Below are 18,597 nucleotides of genomic sequence, written 5' to 3'. Positions count from 1 at the left end.
ACACGGATACCTTGCTTGAACACCTTCCTTGTCCTTTAGCCTGGCTGGAACCGGGCGGGACCCTATTGGGTTTCAACCCGGCCTTTGCCGATCTGGTTGAAGACCCACAGCACTTCTTTACCCAAGGCGCCGGCAGCCACTGGCTGACCAAATGCCAGGACAGCCACTTTTGGCGCGACGCCCTGCCCGGCAAAGGGCTGATGCGGGTGCATGTCAGCCACTTGCCGGGCAGCAAGGCCTATCTCTTTTTCGTCCAGCCGGTGGTGGACTTGCACGGCTCGGTGCTGGACCTGCTGGCCCACCCCATCTTTATTCAGTGCCCCGACGGCAGCCTGCTGGCCAGCAACAACAGCTTTGCCAACTTCATGGGCTCCGAGCGCAGCGCCCTTATCGGCCTTGAGGCCAGCCGCCTTTTTGGTGGCGACGGCCAGCAAGGAATCGACAGTGGCCGCGAGCAACTGCTTGAAAATGGCAGCCTTGAGCCCATCAAGGTCAGCCGCCCCGATGGCAAAATTTGGTGGATCCAAAAGCGCCTTATCACCCAAAACGACCAACACTTGGCCATTATCAGCGAGATGTGGGACATCACCCGCCAGTTGCAAATGGAGGCCGAACTCTCTGCCATGCAGTCAGCGGACAAGCTCACCGGCTTGATGTCCCGCGACGAGTTTTTGCATCAGCTCGATGAACAGCTCCATGTGGCCAAACGCATCCAGATGAAACTGGGGTTGATGCTGCTGGATCTGAAAAGCTTCCAGCAGATCAACGACGACTTTGGCCACCAGGTGGGGGATGCGCTGCTAAGAGCCGTGGCCCAGCGCATTCAGCAAACCTTGCGGGAAACCGACATCCTGGCTCGCCAGGAAGGTGACCGCTTTGCCATCATGGCGGTGCACCTTAAAAACTCCGAGGCCATGGCCCAGGTGCACCACAAGCTGGCGTTGGCCTTTGAGCAACCTTTTGAGATAGATGGTAAACCGGTGCCGATGGGCTTTCGGGCCGGGGTGGCCATTTACCCGGACGACGCCGACAACGCCAACAGCCTCTTTAACAACGCCGAGCTAACCCTGCACCAACTGAAAAGAGACGGCGGCGATGTGCGTTTTTACGACGAGCGCATCGATGCCATGGTGCGCCTGACCCGCGAGCTGGGTAAGGATCTGCGCGGCGCCACCGACCGGGGCGAGTTCTTCCTGCGCTACCAGCCTATTGTCAGCGCCTATGGTAACAAGCTGTTGGGGGTGGAAACCCTGGTCCGCTGGGAACACCCCCAGCACGGCACCCTGGTGCCCCAGGAGTTTGTCTATATCGCCGAACATGTGGGGCTGATTAACGAGCTGGGCGAACACGTGCTGGCAATGCTGACCCGCGATTTGAACCAGTGGCTGGATTACGGGGTCTACAACCTGTGCCTGACCGTGAACATCTCGCCGCAGCAGTTAAAGGGCCAGGGGCTTTTTGACAAGACCCGTGAATTACTGGCCCAGCTTGGCGGCGCCGATCAGTTCACTCTGGAGCTTGAGCTTAACGAAGCGGCCATTCACAACGACGGCCAGCGCTATGCCCAGCAGCTCCATGAACTGAAAAAAATGGGCATTAGGCTCTCTATCGACGAGTTCGGCTCCATCAACGGCGCCCTTAACAACCTCACCAAGCTGCCCATCGACACCATCAAGATTGACCGGCACTTTATCGCCAAGCTGGGTAAAGATCCCGATGCCGAGACCTTGGTCAAAGCCATCTTGCGGCTGGGTAAAGACTTGGGTATTCGCACCAGCGCCGTGGGGGTTGAAGAGCTGGACCAGCTTAACTTCCTGCGTAACGAGCACTGCGATCAGGTACAAGGCTTTGCGGTATCCGAGCCCATGGGCAGTGAAGACTTCATCACCTGGTACCACAACTTCAACCTGGTACGAGGCGGCATTCAGCCATAAAAAACGGGAGCATCGGCTCCCGTTTTTTTATGACACCAACTTAAGCCCCACCAGGGACACCACCAGCAGGGTTAAAAAGCCCATCCGCGCCAAGGTGGCCGGATCGTTGAAAAAGCACACCCCCACCAGCGCCGTACCCAGCGCGCCGATACCGGTCCAGATGGCATAAGCGGTGCCTACCGGGATTTGGGCCATGGCCTTGGTCAGGCAGTAAAAGCTGGCCGCCCCCAACGCGATAAACGCCGCCGTGGCCCAGTGCCGGGTAAAGCCCTCGGACAACTTCAGGCAGCTGGCAAAGCCCACTTCAAAGACACCGGCCAAAACAAGAAAACCCCAGGGACCCATAGACACCTCCAACTATCTTCCCAGAAAGATATTTCGCCGTGATAGTATCTTCCCGGAAAGATAAATTCAAGGAGTCTTCCATGGCCCGTGCCCGCGCCGCGTTAAGCGAACTCAAGGACAACTGGCAGAACCATTGGCCCCAGGCCTGCGACAAGGCTGGCGAGCTGGTAGCCGCGCTCTATCGCCTGCAGGAATATTTCGCCGAGCTCGACGGCGCCGTGTTTGCCCGCTTTGGTCTGCAACCGGCCGAGTTTGAAGTGCTGGCCACCTTGCGCTCGGTGGGCGGCGAGCATTGCCTGAGCCCTACCGAGCTGTACCGCTTGATGCTGGTGTCCTCCGGCGGCATGACCAAAATCTTGCTGCGCATGGAAGACAAAGCCCTGATAAGCCGCCCTGCCAACCCCGATGACGGCCGCTCCAAGCGGGTAAAACTCACCGATAAAGGCCTGGCTTTGGTGGAGAGTTGCAACCAGGCCTTGCTGGCTGCTGAAGCCCAAAGCTGCGCCAGCCTTGGTGGGCACCTGCCGGCCCTTAGCCGGCAATTACAGGACTGGCTTGGCAAATTAGAAAAGCGTTAACTGTCACCAAACTGTCACCGAAGTGTCATCGCGATAACCAGCCTGGCCGCCACAATACGCTCCCGGATGGGTCATGTTCAGACCCTGATAGCAGTTCAAGGGAGTCTTTCGGCCTATGGCTATCCTGCCCACGAGACTTTTCACGCCGTTTGCCCGCCTTGGGCGCCTGGTGCCGAAACTTTCCATAACCCAGAAAGTGATGCTGGGTTTTCTGCTGCTGGTACTGTGCCTGCTGGCCAGCAGCCTGGTGACCTTATTGGCCGGGCAACAAATTCGCACCCAAATTCAGGCCATGACCACCAAGGCCACCCCGCTGGTGCTGCAAACCAGCCAGCTGTCGGTTGTGCTGCTCAACGCCGACCGCCAATTAAAGGCGGTGCCGGGTAGCACCGACCCCCATATCGCCATTACCACCATGAACAACTTTGGCGATCTCAAGGCCAGCTTCCAAGGCACCCTCGATAAGCTCAAAACCCTGGCCAAAGACTCCAAGGACGTATTGGACCTGCTCGAACCCCTCGGCACCCTAGACCAGGACTACTTTGCCCTGGGCCAGGAGCTGGGCGACAAACAGCAGGCGCTGCTCAAGGCCCAGGAAGATATCAACAGCGCCCGCCAGCAGTGGCGACAGGCCCTGCAAGGCGCCAAGCTGGCAAGCGAAATCGCCATCCAGGAAAACATCGACGAAGTGCTGGCCGCCACTGACAGCTTTGCTATCAACAGGCCCAAACAGGCTTTGGATACGCTGCTGGCCGGTAACAGCGCCCTGGCAGGCGATGCCCAGCAGCTGATGGATGCCAAAGAGCAGTACCTGGCTTTAAAAGACGAAGTGGCCGCCCTTGCCGACCAGACCAGCGGCACCATCGATTACGCCATCGCCGTGATGGGCACCGTCGACCAGACCGCCCATGACCGGGTCGACAGTGGCGCGGCAACCGTCAATCGCTCATTGAGCTTGAGCTTCTGGCTGACCTTGCTGGCCCTTGGCATTTCCTTGCTGCTGGCGGCATTGGTGGCCTGGAGCGTGTACCGCTCCATCAAAAAACCGCTGGCCGAGCTGTTGTCGGTACAAAGGGCGGCGGCCCATGGCGACATCACCCAAGAAGTGGCCTTTACCAGCCATAACGAGTTTGGTCTGCTCTCGGCCAGCACCAACCAACTGCTGAGCCACCTTCGCCAGTTGATAAGCCAGCTTAGCGACGGTGCCCGCCAGTTGGGCGAGGTGTCGCAACTGAACCGCGACCAATCCCTTGAGACCCGCCAGGCCCTGGAGCTGCAACGGCGCCAGACCCAGCAGGTCACCACCGCCATGGCAGAGATGGAAAAGGCGGTGCAGGAAGTGGCCCAGTCCACCGCCCGTACCTTAAGCCGGGTGATGGAGATGGACGATGCGGTCGGCCAGGGCCAAAAACTGGTGAACGGCAGCAGCGACGCCAGCCACAGCCTGGCTCAGCGCCTGGATAATACCGGCAAGGCCATTGACGACGCGCACAATTACTCCCAGCAGATAGGCAGTGTGCTGGATGTTATTCAAGGGGTGGCGGAGCAGACCAATCTGCTGGCCCTGAACGCCGCCATCGAGGCGGCCCGGGCCGGCGACCATGGCCGCGGCTTTGCGGTGGTGGCCAGTGAAGTCAGAGGCCTTGCCCAGCAAACCTCTGAATCGGCCAAGACCATTCACGGCATGATTGATAGCCTCCAGCAAAGCACCCGCCAGGCTGTCTCCCTGATGAAAGACAGCCAGCAACAGATGGAAAAGGGGCTGGAGCAAAACAGCAGGGCCGCCGAGGCCATGGGGCAGATCCGCGCCCTTATCAGCGATGTCACCGCCAACAGCGAGCACATTGCCTCCGCCGCCACCCAGCAGCAGGCCACCACCGAAGACATCGCCCAGAGCCTTAGCCAAATCGCCCACATCACCGAGCAAAACCACCAGGGCGTGGCGGCGTTCAGTGATTCGAGCCAACGTATCGAAGAGCTTATCCAGGCCCAGGAAGAGTTGGTCCGGCACTTTCAGCACCGCTGAGCCGGTTGGGCTGGCCAGGGGGCTTCTGGTAGCATGGGCGGTTTTCTCCCCTCCCCGAGCGCAGTATGAATCAAGCACAGAGCATTCAGGTCCGGCCCCAAGGCACGGGCCTGGCCGAGTTTTCCCTGGCCGTTGGCGGCCTTGCCATCGGCACCGGCGAGTTCGCCGCCATGGGCATCTTGCCAAACCTAGCCCAAGGCATTGGCGTGGATATTCCTACCGCTGGCCACACCATCAGCGCCTATGCCCTGGGTGTGGTGGTAGGGGCGCCGCTCTTTGCCATCTTGGGCGCCCGTATGCCAAGGCGCATGCTGCTAGTGCTGCTGATGGCCATCTTTGCCTTCGGTAACCTGCTGAGCGCCGCTATGAGCCAGTACCTGCCGCTCATTGCCGCCCGTTTCGTAGCGGGCCTGCCCCACGGCGCCTACTTTGGGGTGGCCTCGTTGGTGGCCGCTTCCATCGTCCCCCATAGCCAGCGCGCCTCGGCGGTAGGCCGAGTGATGCTCGGGCTCAGTACCGCCAACGTCATTGGCGTGCCCCTTGCCACCTGGGCAGGCCAATGGCTGGGTTGGCGCAGCCTGTTTGTGATAGTGGGTGCCCTGGCGGTGCTGACCGCAGTGATGGTGAGGCTATTTGTGCCACGGGTGGCAGTGGCCGAGGGCGCCAGTGTGCGCAACGAATTGAGCGCCTTTAAAGAAGGGCAAATTTGGCTGACCCTGCTGGCCGCATCTGTAGGCTTTGGAGGCATCTTTGCGGTGTACAGCTACATCACCCCCACCCTCACCGAGGTCACCGGCATCCAGGAAAGCACCGTGCCCTGGCTGCTGTCCCTGTTTGGCCTAGGCAACATTGCCGGCAATATCTTTGGCGGCAAACTGGCCGACCGCTCCCTCAAAGGCACCATTCTCGGCTCCTTTATCTGGAGCGCCGTGGCACTGGGGCTCTTTGTGTTTGCCGCAAAGGCGCTGTGGAGCGCGGCGCTGCTGGTGTTTTGTATCGGCTGCAGCGTGGCGGTGGTGCCAGCCATGCAAACCCGGCTGATGGACGTGGGCAAAAAGGCCCAGACCCTGTCGGCCGCCCTTAACCACTCGGCCTTTAACATCGGCAATGCCAACGGCGCCTGGCTGGGCGGCCTTGCCATCAGCGCCGGCCTTGGCTGGACCGCCACCGGCTGGGTAGGCGCCCTGCTTGCCCTGGGAGGGCTGTTGGTTATTTGGCTGGCCTTTGCCATTGAAAAGCGCAGCAACCCTTGAAAAAAGGCCGTCATCGACGGCCTTTTTGTTAACGAAATTAACTTTACCGCTCGGCCCTAACCGTTGGCCGAAGGGCGCTGTCGGCCAGCCAAACCTTGTGTGATGCTTATTTGAACAACTGCTTTGCCTGCCGTCACAGCCATAACCACATCCTAAGGCGGGCGCCCATACCAGCGCGAGGCCCCCTCGCAACCGCTCAAGGAGGACGCCGTGGCGTATCAACTTAAGATAAATGGCCAACAGCTTCAGGCTGACGTCGACGCCGACACCCCGTTGCTGTGGGTCCTGAGGGACACCCTCGATATGAAGGGCACCAAGTTCGGCTGCGGCATGTCGCTGTGCGGCGCCTGCACCGTGCATCTTAACGGCAACCCCATCCGTAGCTGCGTGACCCCGGTGGCGGCGGTGGGCGATGGCGCTATTACCACGGTGGAGGGCATCAGTGACGACGAGCTTGGCCAGCGCATTCAACACATTTGGAAGAGCCTTGACGTGCCCCAGTGTGGCTATTGCCAGGCCGGGCAGATGATGAGTGCCCTCGCCCTGCTGCGCCAGCACCCCAAGCCCACCGACGAGCAAATTGACATCGGCATGGGCATGAACCTGTGCCGTTGCAGTACCTACCTTCGTATTCGCCAAGCCATCCACCAGGTAGCCGGTGAACTGGCGCCAGCAAAGGAGAGCGAAGATGCAGCCCATAGCTGAGCAAGGTTTGTCACGGCGCGCCTTTTTAAAGGCGGGGGCTGCCCTTGGCGGCGGCCTGATGGTAAGCCTCTACCTGCCGCCTCTGGCCGCCGCCGGCGCGCCGCAAAAAGCGGCCCTTAATGCTTATATCCGCATCACCCCGGACGGCACGGTCGAAATCATGTCGGTGGCACCGGAGATAGGCCAGGGGATTAAAACCTCGCTGCCAATGATCATCGCCGATGAACTGGACGCCGATTGGGCCAAGGTCAAAGTGCAGCAAGCGCCATTGGCACCAGAGATTTACGGGCGCCAATCCGCCGGCGGCAGCCGCAGCATGCCCACCCATTTTGACGAGCACCGCCGTATCGGCGCTACCGCCAGGCAGATGCTCAAAGCCGCTGCCGCCAAGCGCTGGCAGGTACCGGTTGCGCAGTGCCATACCGAGCTAGGCGAAGTTGTCCACAAGGCCACGGGCCGCCGCCTGGGCTATGGCCAGTTAGCCAGTGACGCCGCCGCCATGGCGGTGCCAGAGAAGGTAGCCCTTAAAAAACCAGGGGAGTTTCGCCTTATCGGCCAGTTCACCCCTGGGGTAGACAACGACGACATCGTCAACGGCCGGCCGCTTTTTGGTATCGATGTCACCCTGCCCGGCATGCTCTACGCCGTTTACCAAAAGGGCCCGGTATTCGGGGCCAAGGTGAAAAGCGCCAACCTGGCCGAGTTGCAGCAAATGCCAGGGGTAAAAAAAGCCTTTGTTATTGAAGGCGACGGCGACTTTTACGGCCTGCAAGGCGGAGTAGCCATAGTGGCAAGCAGCTGGTGGCAAGCGCAAAAGGCCCGCCGCGCCCTCAAGGTTGAATGGCATCAAACCCCTGGAGATAACCAAAACAGCAGCGACTTTGGCCGCCAGGCCCAGGCGCTATGGCAAAAGCCGCCACAACAAGCCATTGCCCGGCAAGGCGATGTCGCCAAGGCGCTGAGCGAGGCCAGCCAGGTGGTTGAAGCCGATTATCAATACCCCTTCGTTGCCCACGGCCAGCTTGAGCCCATCAACTGCACCGCCCAGTGGCAAGGCGGCAAACTGACCTTTTGGGCACCAACCCAAAACCCGGCCGGTGGCCGCCAGCAGGTGGCCAAGGTGCTGGGTATGGCCGAGGGCGACATCACAGTGAACGTGACCCGCATGGGGGGCGGCTTTGGCCGGCGCCTTTTTAACGACTACATGGCCGAGGCCGGCTGGATAGCCCGCGCCCTTGATGGCGCCCCTGTGAAATTGCTGTGGTCCCGCGAGGATGACTTTCAGCACGATTACTACCGCCCAGGCGGCTATCACCGCTTCAAGGCGGCCCTTAACCAGGCCGGAGAGCTGACGGCGCTGAGTGACCACTTTGTCAGCTTTGCCAGTCAAGGCCGGCCGCTACTGGCCGCCAGCATGGGCGACAACCAGTTCCCGGCTGGTTTTGTCGATAACCTGCGTTATGACAGCTCTCTTATCGAGGCCCAGATCCCCACCGGCTGGCTGCGGGCACCGTCCAGTAATGCCCTGGCCTGGGTGTTTCAGTCCATCCTCGATGAGGCGGCCCATGCCGCCGGTAAAGATCCGCTGGCTTTTCAAAGGGCGCTGCTGGCGCGCCAAGCTCAAGGCAATACCAACTTCAACGCTACGCGGATGCAAAGCGTGTTAAAGGCAGTTGCCGAGCGCAGTGGCTGGGGCCGTAAACCGGCCGAGGGGCGGGGCCTTGGGTTTGGCTGCTATTTCAGTCACGCCGGTTACTTTGCCGAAGTGGTGGAGGCCAGTGTTAGCGGCGGCCAGGTAGTGGTACACAAGGTGTGGGCGGTAGGAGACGTGGGAGAGTTTATCGTTAACCCCAGCGGCGCCATGCAACAGGCCCAGGGCGCCATCATCGAGGGGCTAAGCCAGGCACTTTACCAGCAGGTGCCGATTGAGGGGGGCGCGCAAGTGAGTAACTTCCACCAGCACCGGTTGATGAGCATGCCCCAGGTGCCAGAGATTGACGTGCATTTCCTGCCCTCAAGCTACCCCACCACCGGCTTGGGGGAACCGGCGCTGCCGCCGGTGTTACCAGCCCTATGTAACGCCCTCTTTGCTGCCACCGGTAAACGCATCCGCCGTTTGCCCATAGACCCCGGACAATTGAGCTAATCCGCTGAAAAGGCCGTCAATGACGGCCTTTTTTATACCAAGGTATTAACAGCACACCACAGGATATAACAATGCCCAACCCCACGTATGACAGACAACCAGGCTCCCCCCTTATAGGATTAATTCAACGCTGGATGTTAAGGGCTCCAGCGTTTTCAGAGACATTCTTTGCTGCTTGTCTCGTGTGTCCCTGCGGCGCCCCTCGGGGTTGCCACGGAAGTTGATTGGTTATCACTTATCCGCATTTCCATCAGGTCTTGGTCGTTTTCCATCTCGACACCTGGCTTCTCCCCCGAGCCAGGTTTTTTTTGCCCAAAATTTGCCACCTCAAACCAAACGCCTCACTCATGGCGGCCATTTCCTGAAAACAATAAATGGCGTTTTTATGCCCCAGAGCCGAGTTCCGGACAAAGCGCCCTGAATATGTGCCAAGCCGTTTTCTTTTTGAGCAATCCTTGTCTTTACTCAGTTGCGATATGAAGGAACGGGCGCAGTAGGCGCAAGACCTGCCCGCCAACAATGACAACCTGAGGGACAAACCGTGACACCCAAGCTTTCATTCAAGCTCAGCCCTTTGATGCTGACGCTGGTGGCTGCGTCCGCTACTGCCGCAACGCTCAGCCCATCGACCCACTTTTCAGTACTGGACCAGGCCACACTTCACACCGAACAGGTGGATAAATCGGCCCTGCCCCAGCGCCAGTCTATTCCCGACCAGTACATTGTCGAATTCAGCGACACCCCGGTAGCCGCCACTACGGTGGCCAGTGCCAGTGCCCTGAAAACCAAGCTCGATTTGGCCAGCAGCAAGGTGCAAAGCCGCCGCGCCAACCTCAAAGCGGCGCAGGCCAATGCCATTCGCAGCCTTAACCGCCAATACCCCAACGCCAAGGTGCGCCGCCAGTTCAACCTGGTCTTTAACGGCATGGTGGTACAGGGCAAAGACATCGACATGGCCGAGCTGAAAAAGCTGCCCAATGTGAAGGCGGTGTACCGGGATGAAATCATCACCGTGAAAATGGACCAGTCGCTGCCCATCATCAAGGCGCCGGCCGTCTGGGCCGAGCTCGGTGGCCGCGCCAGTGCCGGGCAAGGCATCAGGGTTGCGGTGGTGGACTCGGGTATTCGCCCGGAAAACCCCATGTTTGACGATACCGGCATGGCACCGCCGGCCAGCCTGCCGAGCGACGATTACTGCCACACCACCGATCCGAGCTTTTGTAACAACAAGCTGATCGTGGCCCGCTTTTACCCCGCCTCTTCCAGCACTGCCAGTTACGAATACACCGACAGCCCGCTGGGCTGGAACGGCCACGGCACCCACGTGGCAGGCACCGCCGTGGGTATACCGGTCGAAGTTAGCTATGGCGCGCAAAGTTATGACTTGTCAGGGGTTGCCCCCGGCGCTTACCTGATGGCTTATAAGGCCCTTTATTACAACGGCACCACCGGCAGCGGCATGGGCAGCAGCCTTATCGCCGCCGTGGAAGACGCAGTGGCGGACGGCGCCGATGTCATCAACAACTCCTGGGGTGGTGGCCCTGGTGGCGATCCGAACCAGAGCGCTTACAAGCAGGTGTGGGAAAACGCCGAAGCGGCCGGGGTGGTGGTGGTCACTGCCGCCGGTAACGACGGCAACGAGGCCAGCACCATCGGCTGCCCAGGCTGCGTGGAATCGGGCATTACCGTTGCCAACACCCAAACCGGGCGCAGCTTTGTCGAAACCGTCTCGGTAGATGGGGTGGGCGATTTCAACGCCGTGGAAGGCTCTTCCCCTGCCCGGGTGGCAGACCTGAGTGATTTCAGCGCGCCGCTGGTGGCCGCTGCCAGCCTCGATAGCGCCAATGTGGAGGGCTGTAGCGCCTTTGCCAGCGACGCGTTTGCCGGCAGCTTCGCCCTGGTATCCCGTGGCACTTGCGCCTTCTCGGCCAAAGCCGCCAACGCCGCTGCCGCCGGTGCCAAAGGCATCATTGTTTACAACAACGCCGCTGGCGCCCCCATCACCATGGCCATGGACGATGCCACCATCCCCGGGGTCATGGTAAGCCAAGACGATGGCGCTACCTTGGTGGCCGCCGCGAGCACAGCCAGCCTCAGCGCTACCCTCGACCCCGCCCTTCGCTCCTATGTCAACGAGGCGCTGGTCGATGTGATGAACAGCTCTTCGTCCCGCGGCCCCAACGGCGATGCCAGCTTTATTAAGCCGGATCTCGCCGCGCCGGGCACCAATATCCTCTCGGCCTATTCCCCGGATCAGGCCGGTAACCCCGACACCCAGTTTGCGGTGCTGACCGGCACCTCCATGGCCAGCCCCCATGTGGCCGGCGCGGCAGCATTGCTCAAGGCCGCTCACCCCGACTGGAGCCCGCTGCAAATCAAATCGGCGCTGGTAAACACCAGTAACGGCGCGATACTGGACGACGACGGCATCACCCCGGCCACGCCCTTTGCCAAAGGCGCCGGGCGCCTGGATGTCAGCCAGGCCATCGACAGCCCTATGGCGCTGGCGCCAGTGTCCCTGGCAGCGCCAAGCTGTATGTCGGCCTGTAGCTTTGAGGTCAACGCCACCAGCCTTATCGGCCAGCGGGCCACCTGGCAGGCCGAGCTGAGCTTTGACGACCCCAACATCAAGGGCAGCGTCGCCACACCGGGCCACCACGGGCCGCTGAAGGCGCCGGGGCAATTCGCTCTAAAAGCAGGGGGCGAAGCGAGCTTTGATGTCACGGTAGACACCCACCTTGGCGAGCGTGACCGTTGGTATTTCGGCACCCTAACCCTCACCAGCCCCCGCCAGGCGCTGCCGGCCATGCATATGGCCATTGCCGTTTATGCCGGTAACAGCACCGACGCCGCCTTGCTGCGCTCAAGCGCCGGCACCACCGAGGCCGGTACGCCGGCCCTTGGCCAAACCGTCTTTACCAACCAAGGCATCACCGGCGCCGCCACTGTCACCGTAAGCTTCCCAGAGGCGGTGACGGTCAGTACCGAGCCGGTGGCAAACGTGGTTAACGGCAGCGGTAGCCTCGCCTTTGACGGTGCCACCAAAACCGCGACCTGGACTGGTACCGTCAACACCCCAGAAGGCAGCCTGCAACCAGGCCCGGCCTGGCTCGACAGCCTGCCGTCGCTGACCGATGGCTTTAACCCCAGCTTCTTGAGCTGTGGGGCGGCCTGTGACGAGGGCACCCTCACCCTCAACCTCGCTGGCCTTGGCGCCTACTTTATGGGCCAGCCCATCTCTACCCTGACCCTGGGCACCAACGGTTATGTGACCTTCAACGGCGCCACCATCAGCGCCTCCTACTACAACGACACCATGCCCAGTACCAAGGTCAGCGGCGCCGCCCTTGCCCCGTTCTGGACCGACTTGGACATGACCAACACCGGCGGCTGGTACTATCAGTTCCTCAATGACGGCAGCGCCGATTACTTGGTGTTCGAGTGGAAGGATGTGCCGCTGTGGGATGATGCCAGTGGCAACACCTATACCTTCCAGGTGCTGTTCAAACTGGGTAGTGACGAGGCCTACGTGCATTACGTGGCCATGGGCGATATGCCGGCCAACGTCACTGCCGGCCTGCAAAACGCCATCGGCACCGGCAGCTCGCTCTATGTTGACGGCACCGGCAGCGCCCCGGCTTCGGCCTCGACCTATCAGGTCAGCCATCAAGAAGGCGGCAGCGTTACCCTCGACTACGCCATCACCGCCAGCGCCATCCATGCCGAAGACCTAAGCGTTGACACCCATCAGCGCACCGCCGTGACTATCGACCTTGGCGCCGGCCTGACCGGCAGTCGCCATGTTATTGACTCGGCACTAGCCAGCGCCGAGAAAAGCGCCAGCGCCAAGGCGCTGCTGGTAGTCACGCCAGCAGGCAATGCTGCCAGCGCCGTTATTCTCCGCCAGCCCAAGCACGGCTGGGTGACAGTGGATAACGCTGGCATCGCCACCTACACCCCAAGGGGCGGCTTTATCGGCACCGACAGCTTCGGCTATCGCCTGACCGACGAAGCCGGCAGCACCAGCAGCCCAGGGGTGGTAACCATCACCATCAGTAAAGATGACAGCGCCCACCCAGGCCCGGGCCACATTCCGCCCCGCCGCTAACAACGCTGCATAAGTAAAAGCCCCGCAGTGCGGGGCTTTTTCATAACGCGGCTCAAGCATCCGCTGCCAACAAAAAAGCCGGCTTGCGCCGGCTTTTTTGTGAGATGAGAGGTTACTCGTCTTCGTCTTCTTCTTCGTAGTCTTCGTCGACTTCTTCACCGAAGTAGGTGCCCCAGCCGTCGTAGTCGACGCCAAAGCGGTCGGCGAGCTTCATCAGGGTGTCGGTGTCTTCGTTGAGTTCTTCGAGCACCAATGGGCCTTCGCGGACGGCGTCGAAGCAGAACAGGATGTTGCGCCCTTCGCGCATCTCTTCGGCATCGGTAACGTCAAAGCCCAGCTTGAACACCTCTACCGCCAGCTTCTCCAATTTGTCGAAATTGGCGCAGGCAAAGTGGTGTTCCACCACGAATTCGTCATTCAGATCGGCACCGTCTTCAATGAGGGTATCGACAATATCCTGGTTGTCCTGATGTTGGGCTTCCAGGCGGGCGGCAAGGGACATAACGACCTCCAATAGCAAGTGGCGATAGCCTAGCACGAAATGGTGTTGTTACTCGCTGCCCTTTTGGGCCGTGGCGCCATTGAGTTCGCCAAGGGTCTGGCTCATCAGTTGGTAGCAGCGCTCGGTCAGTTCCCGGGCATCGCTTTTATCCAGATCTTTGGTCTCGATGGCCGGCAGGTAGCGCACCACCACTTGGCCGTTATTCCACTTGTTGAGGCGAATATTATCGAGGCTCGATACCGCGATGGGCACGACCGGCACTTTGGCGGCAATGGCGGTGTGAAAGGCGCCGGTTTTAAAGGGCAGCAGACCGCGGCCATAGCTGCGGGTGCCTTCGGGGAACAGCCATACCGACAGATGTTCATCGCGGATGCGCTTGGCGGTCTGGTCGATGGTGCCCTTGGCCTTGGAGCTGTTCTTGCGGTCAATCAGGATATTGCCGGTCAGCCAGTAAAGGGGGCCGAAAAAGGGGATCCACACCAGGCTCTTTTTACCCACGGTAACGGTGCCGGGGCGCACCGCTTTGGAGGCGGTAAACAGATCCCAGGTGCTTTGGTGGTTACCGATGAAAACGGCGTTGCCCTTGGGCAGATGCTCGCTCCCTTCCACCTTGATCTTGATGCCCAGCATCGGCGCAAAAGCGGCAAACAGGTGCGAAAAGCGGTAAACGTGGTTGGCGTGGAAGGGCCGGAGCAGGCAGAACAGTGAGCCCAGCACACAAACCAGCAGGAAGAAAACAGCCAACAACAGCAGACGTAGTAAAGCGAGCATGGCGATACCTGTTTATAGAGCGGCTGGCATTATAACGGCTGTGCCCGGCAGTGCACCTCCGATCAGCGAACAATTGTTCACTTAATCAATAAGGGCTTGAGCCGGCCTATCACTTCGTCGACGCCGATACCGGCCATCAGGTGGTCACCCTTGGCTCGCTGGCCCCAGGGCAGCTCGGTCCAAGGCTTGGCGGTTTGGGCAAGGATATTGGCGTCGTAGCGATTCACCACCAGTTTTTGGTGATTGTAGGGGCCGGTGCGCCGGGGGTTGGAGTGGGCGTAGAGCCCCACTGTGGGCACCTTCTGGCTGGACGCCATATGGGTTGGGCCGGTGTCGGGGGCCAGTACCGCACTGGCGCGCCCCAAAATCGCCCACAGGGTTTTAAGGTCGGTCTGGCCGGTAAGGTTGACCAGCTTCTCGCTGGCTTCTTCCTCTATGGCTTTGCCAAGGGCCAGCTCCGCCGGCGCCGGGCCGCCACAAAGCAGCACCCGAATGCCCTCGCCCACCGCCCAGTCGGCCACCGCCGCGTAACGCTCGGCCAGCCAGGCCCGCTGGGGCTTGGAGGCGCTGTGGCAAATCACCAGGGTCTTTTTGCCGTCGGGAATGAGCTCTTTGGCCTTTTCCAGCGCCTGCTGCGGCACCGGCAATTGCCAGTTGGGCCTAGGGTCGTCAATGCCAAGGTAACGGGCAAATTCGAGGAAGTTATCCAGTACATGGTACCCCTCGGGCCTGGCGATACTTTCGCGGGTAAAAAGCCACTGGCCTTCCCCGGCGCGGCTGCGGTCAAAACCGATGCGCCGTTCGGCTTTGATGCCGGTACTGAGCAAGGAAGCGCGCAGGGCAATTTGCATGTGCAGCAAGGCGTCAAAACGGCGGCCTTTAAGCTGCTGCCATACCGCCTTCATCCCTTTGAAACCGGCCTTTTTGTCAAAGACCACCAGCTCCACGCCCTCAAGGCCCGCCATCAGCTGCGCTTCTGCCTTACCCAATACCCAGGTAATGGCGCACTCGGGCCAACGGGCTTTAAGCACATTGACCAGAGCCAGGGCATGGCAGACATCACCGATAGCGGAAAGGCGCAGGATACAGACGGATTTCATGGGGGCTCCCTAAAGACGCGGCCATTATGCAGGGCTAAATTGCTGATGTACAATGGCCGCCTGCGTTTTTGAGGGCCTTTATGGACAGCCAACACCAGCTCTGGAGCCGCCGCCATTTTCTGCTGCACGACAGGGCTCTGATGCCCCTGGCCGGGCCCGACGAATTCTCCCCAAAATACTGGCAGGACCGAGACGCCGTCACCGGCACCTCCCATGGCCGCGGCACCACCTACTTTGTGCGCCAAGACCAGCAAAACTGGGTGCTGCGCCACTATCGCCGTGGCGGCATGGTGGGCAAGCTGGTCAAAGACAGCTACCTCTACACCGGGATCGAGCGCACCCGCCCTGTGGCCGAATACAGGCTGCTGGCCAAGCTCCACCAGATGGGGCTGCCGGTACCCAAGCCGGTAGCGGCCCATGTGGAGCGCCTTGGCATCCGTTATCGCGGCGACATCCTTATCGAGCAGATACCCGGCGCCCGGGATTTGGTGGCCTGGCTCAAAGAAAAGGCGCTCTCAGCCCAGCAGTGGCAAGCCGTCGGCGCGCTGGTGCGCCGCTTTCACGATGCCGGGGTCTATCACGCTGACCTCAACGCCCACAACATCCTGATGGCAGAAGATGGCGAGCTGTGGCTTATCGATTTTGATCGCGGCGCCTGCCGCGCCGATGGGGTCTGGAAGGAAGACAACCTGGCAAGGCTGCTGCGCTCTTTTAACAAAGAGCAAGGCAAGCTGCCCGGCTTTCACTGGCAGGCCCAGCAAGACTGGCAGGCCCTGATGGCCGGTTACGAAAAAGGCGCCTAAAGGCGCCTTTTTCTTACTCTTCGTCCACGCCCTGTGGCTCGCTCTGGCTGCTGCCAGGGGCGCTCACTTCCACCTCGTCTACCCGTTGCAGGCCTCGGGGCAGCTTGGCGCCGCGGCGGCCACGCTCACCCAGGTAGTGCTCCAGGTCGTCAGGTTTGAGGGTCAGCTTGCGCTTGCCGGCATAGGCTACCAGGCTGTCGCCGGGGCGCAGCACGGTCAGCTGGCGCACCACTTCTTCGCGGCTGGCGGCCCGGGCCGAGGGAATGGAGATGATCTTATTGCCCTTGCCCTTGGCCAGCGCCGGTAAATCGGCCAGCGGGAACAGCAACATCCGCCCTTCGTTGGTGATGGCCAAGACCCTGGCATCTTCAGCGGCCTTGCCGATGGCCACCGGCGGCAGCAACTTGGCGCCGGTGGGCAGGCTCACCAGTGCCTTACCGGCTTTTTGGCGGCTGACCATGTCGCTGAATTTACAGACAAAACCGTAACCGGCGTCGGAGGCCATCAAGAACAGGTCGTTATCCTCGCCCAGCAATACCTGGTCGAAGGTCTCCCCTGCCACCGGGTTAAAGCGGGTGGTCAGCGGCTCGCCCTGGGAGCGGGCCGACGGCAGCGCAAAGGCGTCGCAGGCAAAGCTGCGCCCGGAGCTGTCGATAAACACCACCGGCTGGTTGCTCTTGCCGCGCGCCGCCGCCTTGAAGCCGTCGCCGGATTTGTAACTTAAATTCTCGGGCTCGATGTCGTGGCCCTTGGCGGTGCGGGCCCAGCCATTGGTGGACAGCACCACGGTCACCGCTTCGGTGGGCATCAGCTCTTTTTCGCTAAGGGCCTTGGCCTCGCTGCGCACCACCAGTGGTGAACGGCGGTCGTCACCGTAGGTTTTGGCGTCCGCTTCCAGTTCTTTCTTGATAAGGGCTTTGAGTGCCTTTTCAGAGCCCAGCAGGCGGTTAAGCTCGTCGCGCTCTTTGGCCAGCTCATCCTGCTCGCCGCGAATTTTCATCTCTTCGAGCTTGGCCAAGTGGCGCAATTTCAGCTCAAGGATGGCTTCGGCCTGGGTAGCGGAGAGGCCAAAGCGGGCCATCAGCGCCGGCTTGGGCTGGTCTTCGGTGCGGATGATGTGAATGACTTCATCGATATTGAGAAAAGCAATCAACAGGCCGGCCAGCACGTGCAGGCGGGCTTCCACTTTGTCGAGGCGATATTGCAGTCGGCGGGTCACGACCCCGGTGCGATATTGCAGCCATTCGCCCAGCATCACATTGAGCGGCTTGACCTGGGGCCGGCCATCGAGGCCGATGACGTTAAGGTTGACCCGGTAGCTCTTCTCAAGGTCGGTGGTGGCAAAAAGGTGCGCCATCACCGCGTCCAAATCGACCCGGTTGGACTTGGGCACGATCACCAGCCGCACCGGGTTTTCGTGGTCGGACTCGTCGCGAAGGTCGGCCACCATCGGCAGCTTCTTGGCCTGCATCTGGGCGGCAATTTGCTCCAAAATTTTACCGGAGCTGGCCTGGTGCGGCAGCGCCGTGACCACCACTTCGCCGTCGGCCACTTCATACTTGGCGCGCATCTTCACGCTGCCACGGCCGGTCTCGTAGAGTTTTCTGAGGTCGTCGCCGGGGGTGATTATCTCAGCCTCGGTGGGGTAATCGGGCCCCGGCACAAAGTGCATCAGCTCTTCTACCGTGGCCTTGGGGTGAGCCAGCAGGTGCACACAGGCCGCCGTCAGCTCCCGCGCGTTATGGGGCGGAATGTCGGTAGCCATGCCCACGGCAATGCCGGTGGTGCCGTTGATGAGCACATGAGGCAGGCGCGCCGGCAACACCGCCGGCTCGTCCAGGGTGCCATCGAAGTTGGGTACCCAGTCCACCGTGCCCTGGCCCAGCTCAGACAGCAGCACCTCGGAGAATTTCGCCAGCCGCGACTCGGTGTAACGCATGGCGGCGAAGGATTTGGGGTCGTCCGGTGCCCCCCAGTTACCCTGGCCGTCTACCAGCGGGTAACGGTAGGAAAAGGGCTGGGCCATCAGCACCATGGCTTCGTAGCAGGCGCTGTCGCCGTGGGGGTGGTATTTACCCAGCACGTCACCGACGGTACGGGCCGACTTCTTGTACTTGGCGGCAGCGCTCAGGCCCAGCTCGCTCATGGCGTACACGATACGGCGCTGCACCGGCTTGAGGCCGTCCCCCAGGTGCGGCAGGGCGCGGTCCTGGATAACGTACATGGAATAGTTCAAATAGGCCGATTCGGTGAAGCGGCGCAGGGGCATGCGTTCGATGCCGTCGAGACTCGCTGCGATGTCATCCATGGGCTTATCCGGTTTTAT

Annotated in this window: 13 protein-coding genes; 8 read left to right on the top strand and 5 right to left on the bottom strand. The window is 60.9% G+C overall.

The window, feature by feature from the left end:
* The first annotated feature begins 65 nt into the window (after positions 1-65).
* The gene (locus tag AC22G1_RS04570; RefSeq protein ID WP_487315716.1) at positions 66-1,934 is read left to right on the top strand and encodes a putative bifunctional diguanylate cyclase/phosphodiesterase; all 1,869 of its coding nucleotides are present in this window, start codon (positions 66-68) and stop codon (positions 1,932-1,934) included.
* Between the two features lie 27 nt (positions 1,935-1,961).
* On the opposite strand, the gene AC22G1_RS04565 is transcribed toward AC22G1_RS04570, so the two are convergent.
* Positions 1,962-2,279 (bottom strand): DMT family transporter, encoded by a 318-nt coding sequence (locus AC22G1_RS04565; RefSeq protein WP_464950341.1) that lies wholly within the window; start codon positions 2,277-2,279, stop codon positions 1,962-1,964.
* Between the two features lie 80 nt (positions 2,280-2,359).
* Between AC22G1_RS04565 and AC22G1_RS04560 the strand changes: the two genes are divergently transcribed.
* The 6 genes from AC22G1_RS04560 (at position 2,360) to AC22G1_RS04535 (ending at position 13,095) form a co-directional block, all read left to right on the top strand.
* Positions 2,360-2,857 carry a MarR family winged helix-turn-helix transcriptional regulator gene (locus AC22G1_RS04560; RefSeq protein WP_487315715.1) on the top strand — a complete coding sequence of 166 codons (498 nt, stop codon included), beginning with the start codon at positions 2,360-2,362 and terminating at the stop codon, positions 2,855-2,857.
* Positions 2,858-3,026: 169 nt separating this feature from the next.
* Complete coding sequence (locus tag AC22G1_RS04555) at positions 3,027-4,883, top strand: methyl-accepting chemotaxis protein (RefSeq protein WP_487315714.1); 1,857 nt, start codon at positions 3,027-3,029, stop codon at positions 4,881-4,883.
* A 65-nt stretch (positions 4,884-4,948) separates the two neighbouring features.
* A complete protein-coding gene (locus AC22G1_RS04550; RefSeq protein ID WP_487315713.1) occupies positions 4,949-6,136 on the top strand; it encodes an MFS transporter in 1,188 nt (395 codons plus the stop codon).
* Positions 6,137-6,346: 210 nt separating this feature from the next.
* On the top strand, positions 6,347-6,841 hold the full coding sequence (locus AC22G1_RS04545) for a (2Fe-2S)-binding protein (protein WP_487315712.1): 495 nt from the start codon (positions 6,347-6,349) through the stop codon (positions 6,839-6,841).
* On the top strand, positions 6,825-8,987 hold the full coding sequence (locus AC22G1_RS04540) for a xanthine dehydrogenase family protein molybdopterin-binding subunit (RefSeq protein WP_487315711.1): 2,163 nt from the start codon (positions 6,825-6,827) through the stop codon (positions 8,985-8,987). The genes AC22G1_RS04545 and AC22G1_RS04540 overlap by 17 nt, the downstream gene beginning before the upstream one ends.
* A 541-nt stretch (positions 8,988-9,528) precedes the next feature.
* Positions 9,529-13,095, top strand: a complete 3,567-nt coding sequence (locus AC22G1_RS04535) for a S8 family serine peptidase (RefSeq protein ID WP_487315710.1) — start codon at positions 9,529-9,531, stop codon at positions 13,093-13,095.
* Positions 13,096-13,207: 112 nt separating this feature from the next.
* Here the strand turns inward: AC22G1_RS04535 and rraB are convergent, their stop codons facing one another.
* From rraB to AC22G1_RS04520, 3 genes are all read right to left on the bottom strand, one after another.
* A complete protein-coding gene (rraB, locus tag AC22G1_RS04530) occupies positions 13,208-13,597 on the bottom strand; it encodes a ribonuclease E inhibitor RraB (protein WP_123421120.1) in 390 nt (129 codons plus the stop codon).
* 48 nt (positions 13,598-13,645) lie between these two features.
* Positions 13,646-14,368 carry a 1-acylglycerol-3-phosphate O-acyltransferase gene (locus AC22G1_RS04525; protein WP_487315709.1) on the bottom strand — a complete coding sequence of 241 codons (723 nt, stop codon included), beginning with the start codon at positions 14,366-14,368 and terminating at the stop codon, positions 13,646-13,648.
* Positions 14,369-14,445: 77 nt separating this feature from the next.
* Positions 14,446-15,468 (bottom strand): glycosyltransferase family 9 protein, encoded by a 1,023-nt coding sequence (locus AC22G1_RS04520; RefSeq protein WP_050657172.1) that lies wholly within the window; start codon positions 15,466-15,468, stop codon positions 14,446-14,448.
* 80 nt (positions 15,469-15,548) lie between these two features.
* Here AC22G1_RS04520 and AC22G1_RS04515 point away from each other — a divergent pair, with 80 nt between their 5' ends.
* Entirely contained in the window at positions 15,549-16,271 is a 723-nt protein-coding gene (locus AC22G1_RS04515; protein ID WP_487315708.1) for a 3-deoxy-D-manno-octulosonic acid kinase, read from the top strand.
* Between the two features lie 13 nt (positions 16,272-16,284).
* Here the strand turns inward: AC22G1_RS04515 and parC are convergent, their stop codons facing one another.
* Complete coding sequence (parC, locus tag AC22G1_RS04510; RefSeq protein ID WP_487315707.1) at positions 16,285-18,579, bottom strand: DNA topoisomerase IV subunit A; 2,295 nt, start codon at positions 18,577-18,579, stop codon at positions 16,285-16,287.
* Positions 18,580-18,597 lie beyond the last annotated feature (18 nt).

Source organism: Gallaecimonas zhanjiangensis (assembly GCF_057624825.1).
This window is presented reverse-complemented; position numbering and strand designations above follow the sequence as displayed.

Coding starts and splice junctions, on each gene's coding strand:
- AC22G1_RS04515 (WP_487315708.1), top strand. CDS start 15,549: ATGGACAGCCAACACCAGCTCTGGAGCCGCCGCCATTTTCTGCTGCAC.
- rraB (WP_123421120.1), bottom strand. CDS start 13,597: ATGTCCCTTGCCGCCCGCCTGGAAGCCCAACATCAGGACAACCAGGAT.
- AC22G1_RS04540 (WP_487315711.1), top strand. CDS start 6,825: ATGCAGCCCATAGCTGAGCAAGGTTTGTCACGGCGCGCCTTTTTAAAG.
- parC (WP_487315707.1), bottom strand. CDS start 18,579: ATGGATGACATCGCAGCGAGTCTCGACGGCATCGAACGCATGCCCCTG.
- AC22G1_RS04550 (WP_487315713.1), top strand. CDS start 4,949: ATGAATCAAGCACAGAGCATTCAGGTCCGGCCCCAAGGCACGGGCCTG.
- AC22G1_RS04560 (WP_487315715.1), top strand. CDS start 2,360: ATGGCCCGTGCCCGCGCCGCGTTAAGCGAACTCAAGGACAACTGGCAG.
- AC22G1_RS04525 (WP_487315709.1), bottom strand. CDS start 14,368: ATGCTCGCTTTACTACGTCTGCTGTTGTTGGCTGTTTTCTTCCTGCTG.
- AC22G1_RS04565 (WP_464950341.1), bottom strand. CDS start 2,279: ATGGGTCCCTGGGGTTTTCTTGTTTTGGCCGGTGTCTTTGAAGTGGGC.
- AC22G1_RS04520 (WP_050657172.1), bottom strand. CDS start 15,468: ATGAAATCCGTCTGTATCCTGCGCCTTTCCGCTATCGGTGATGTCTGC.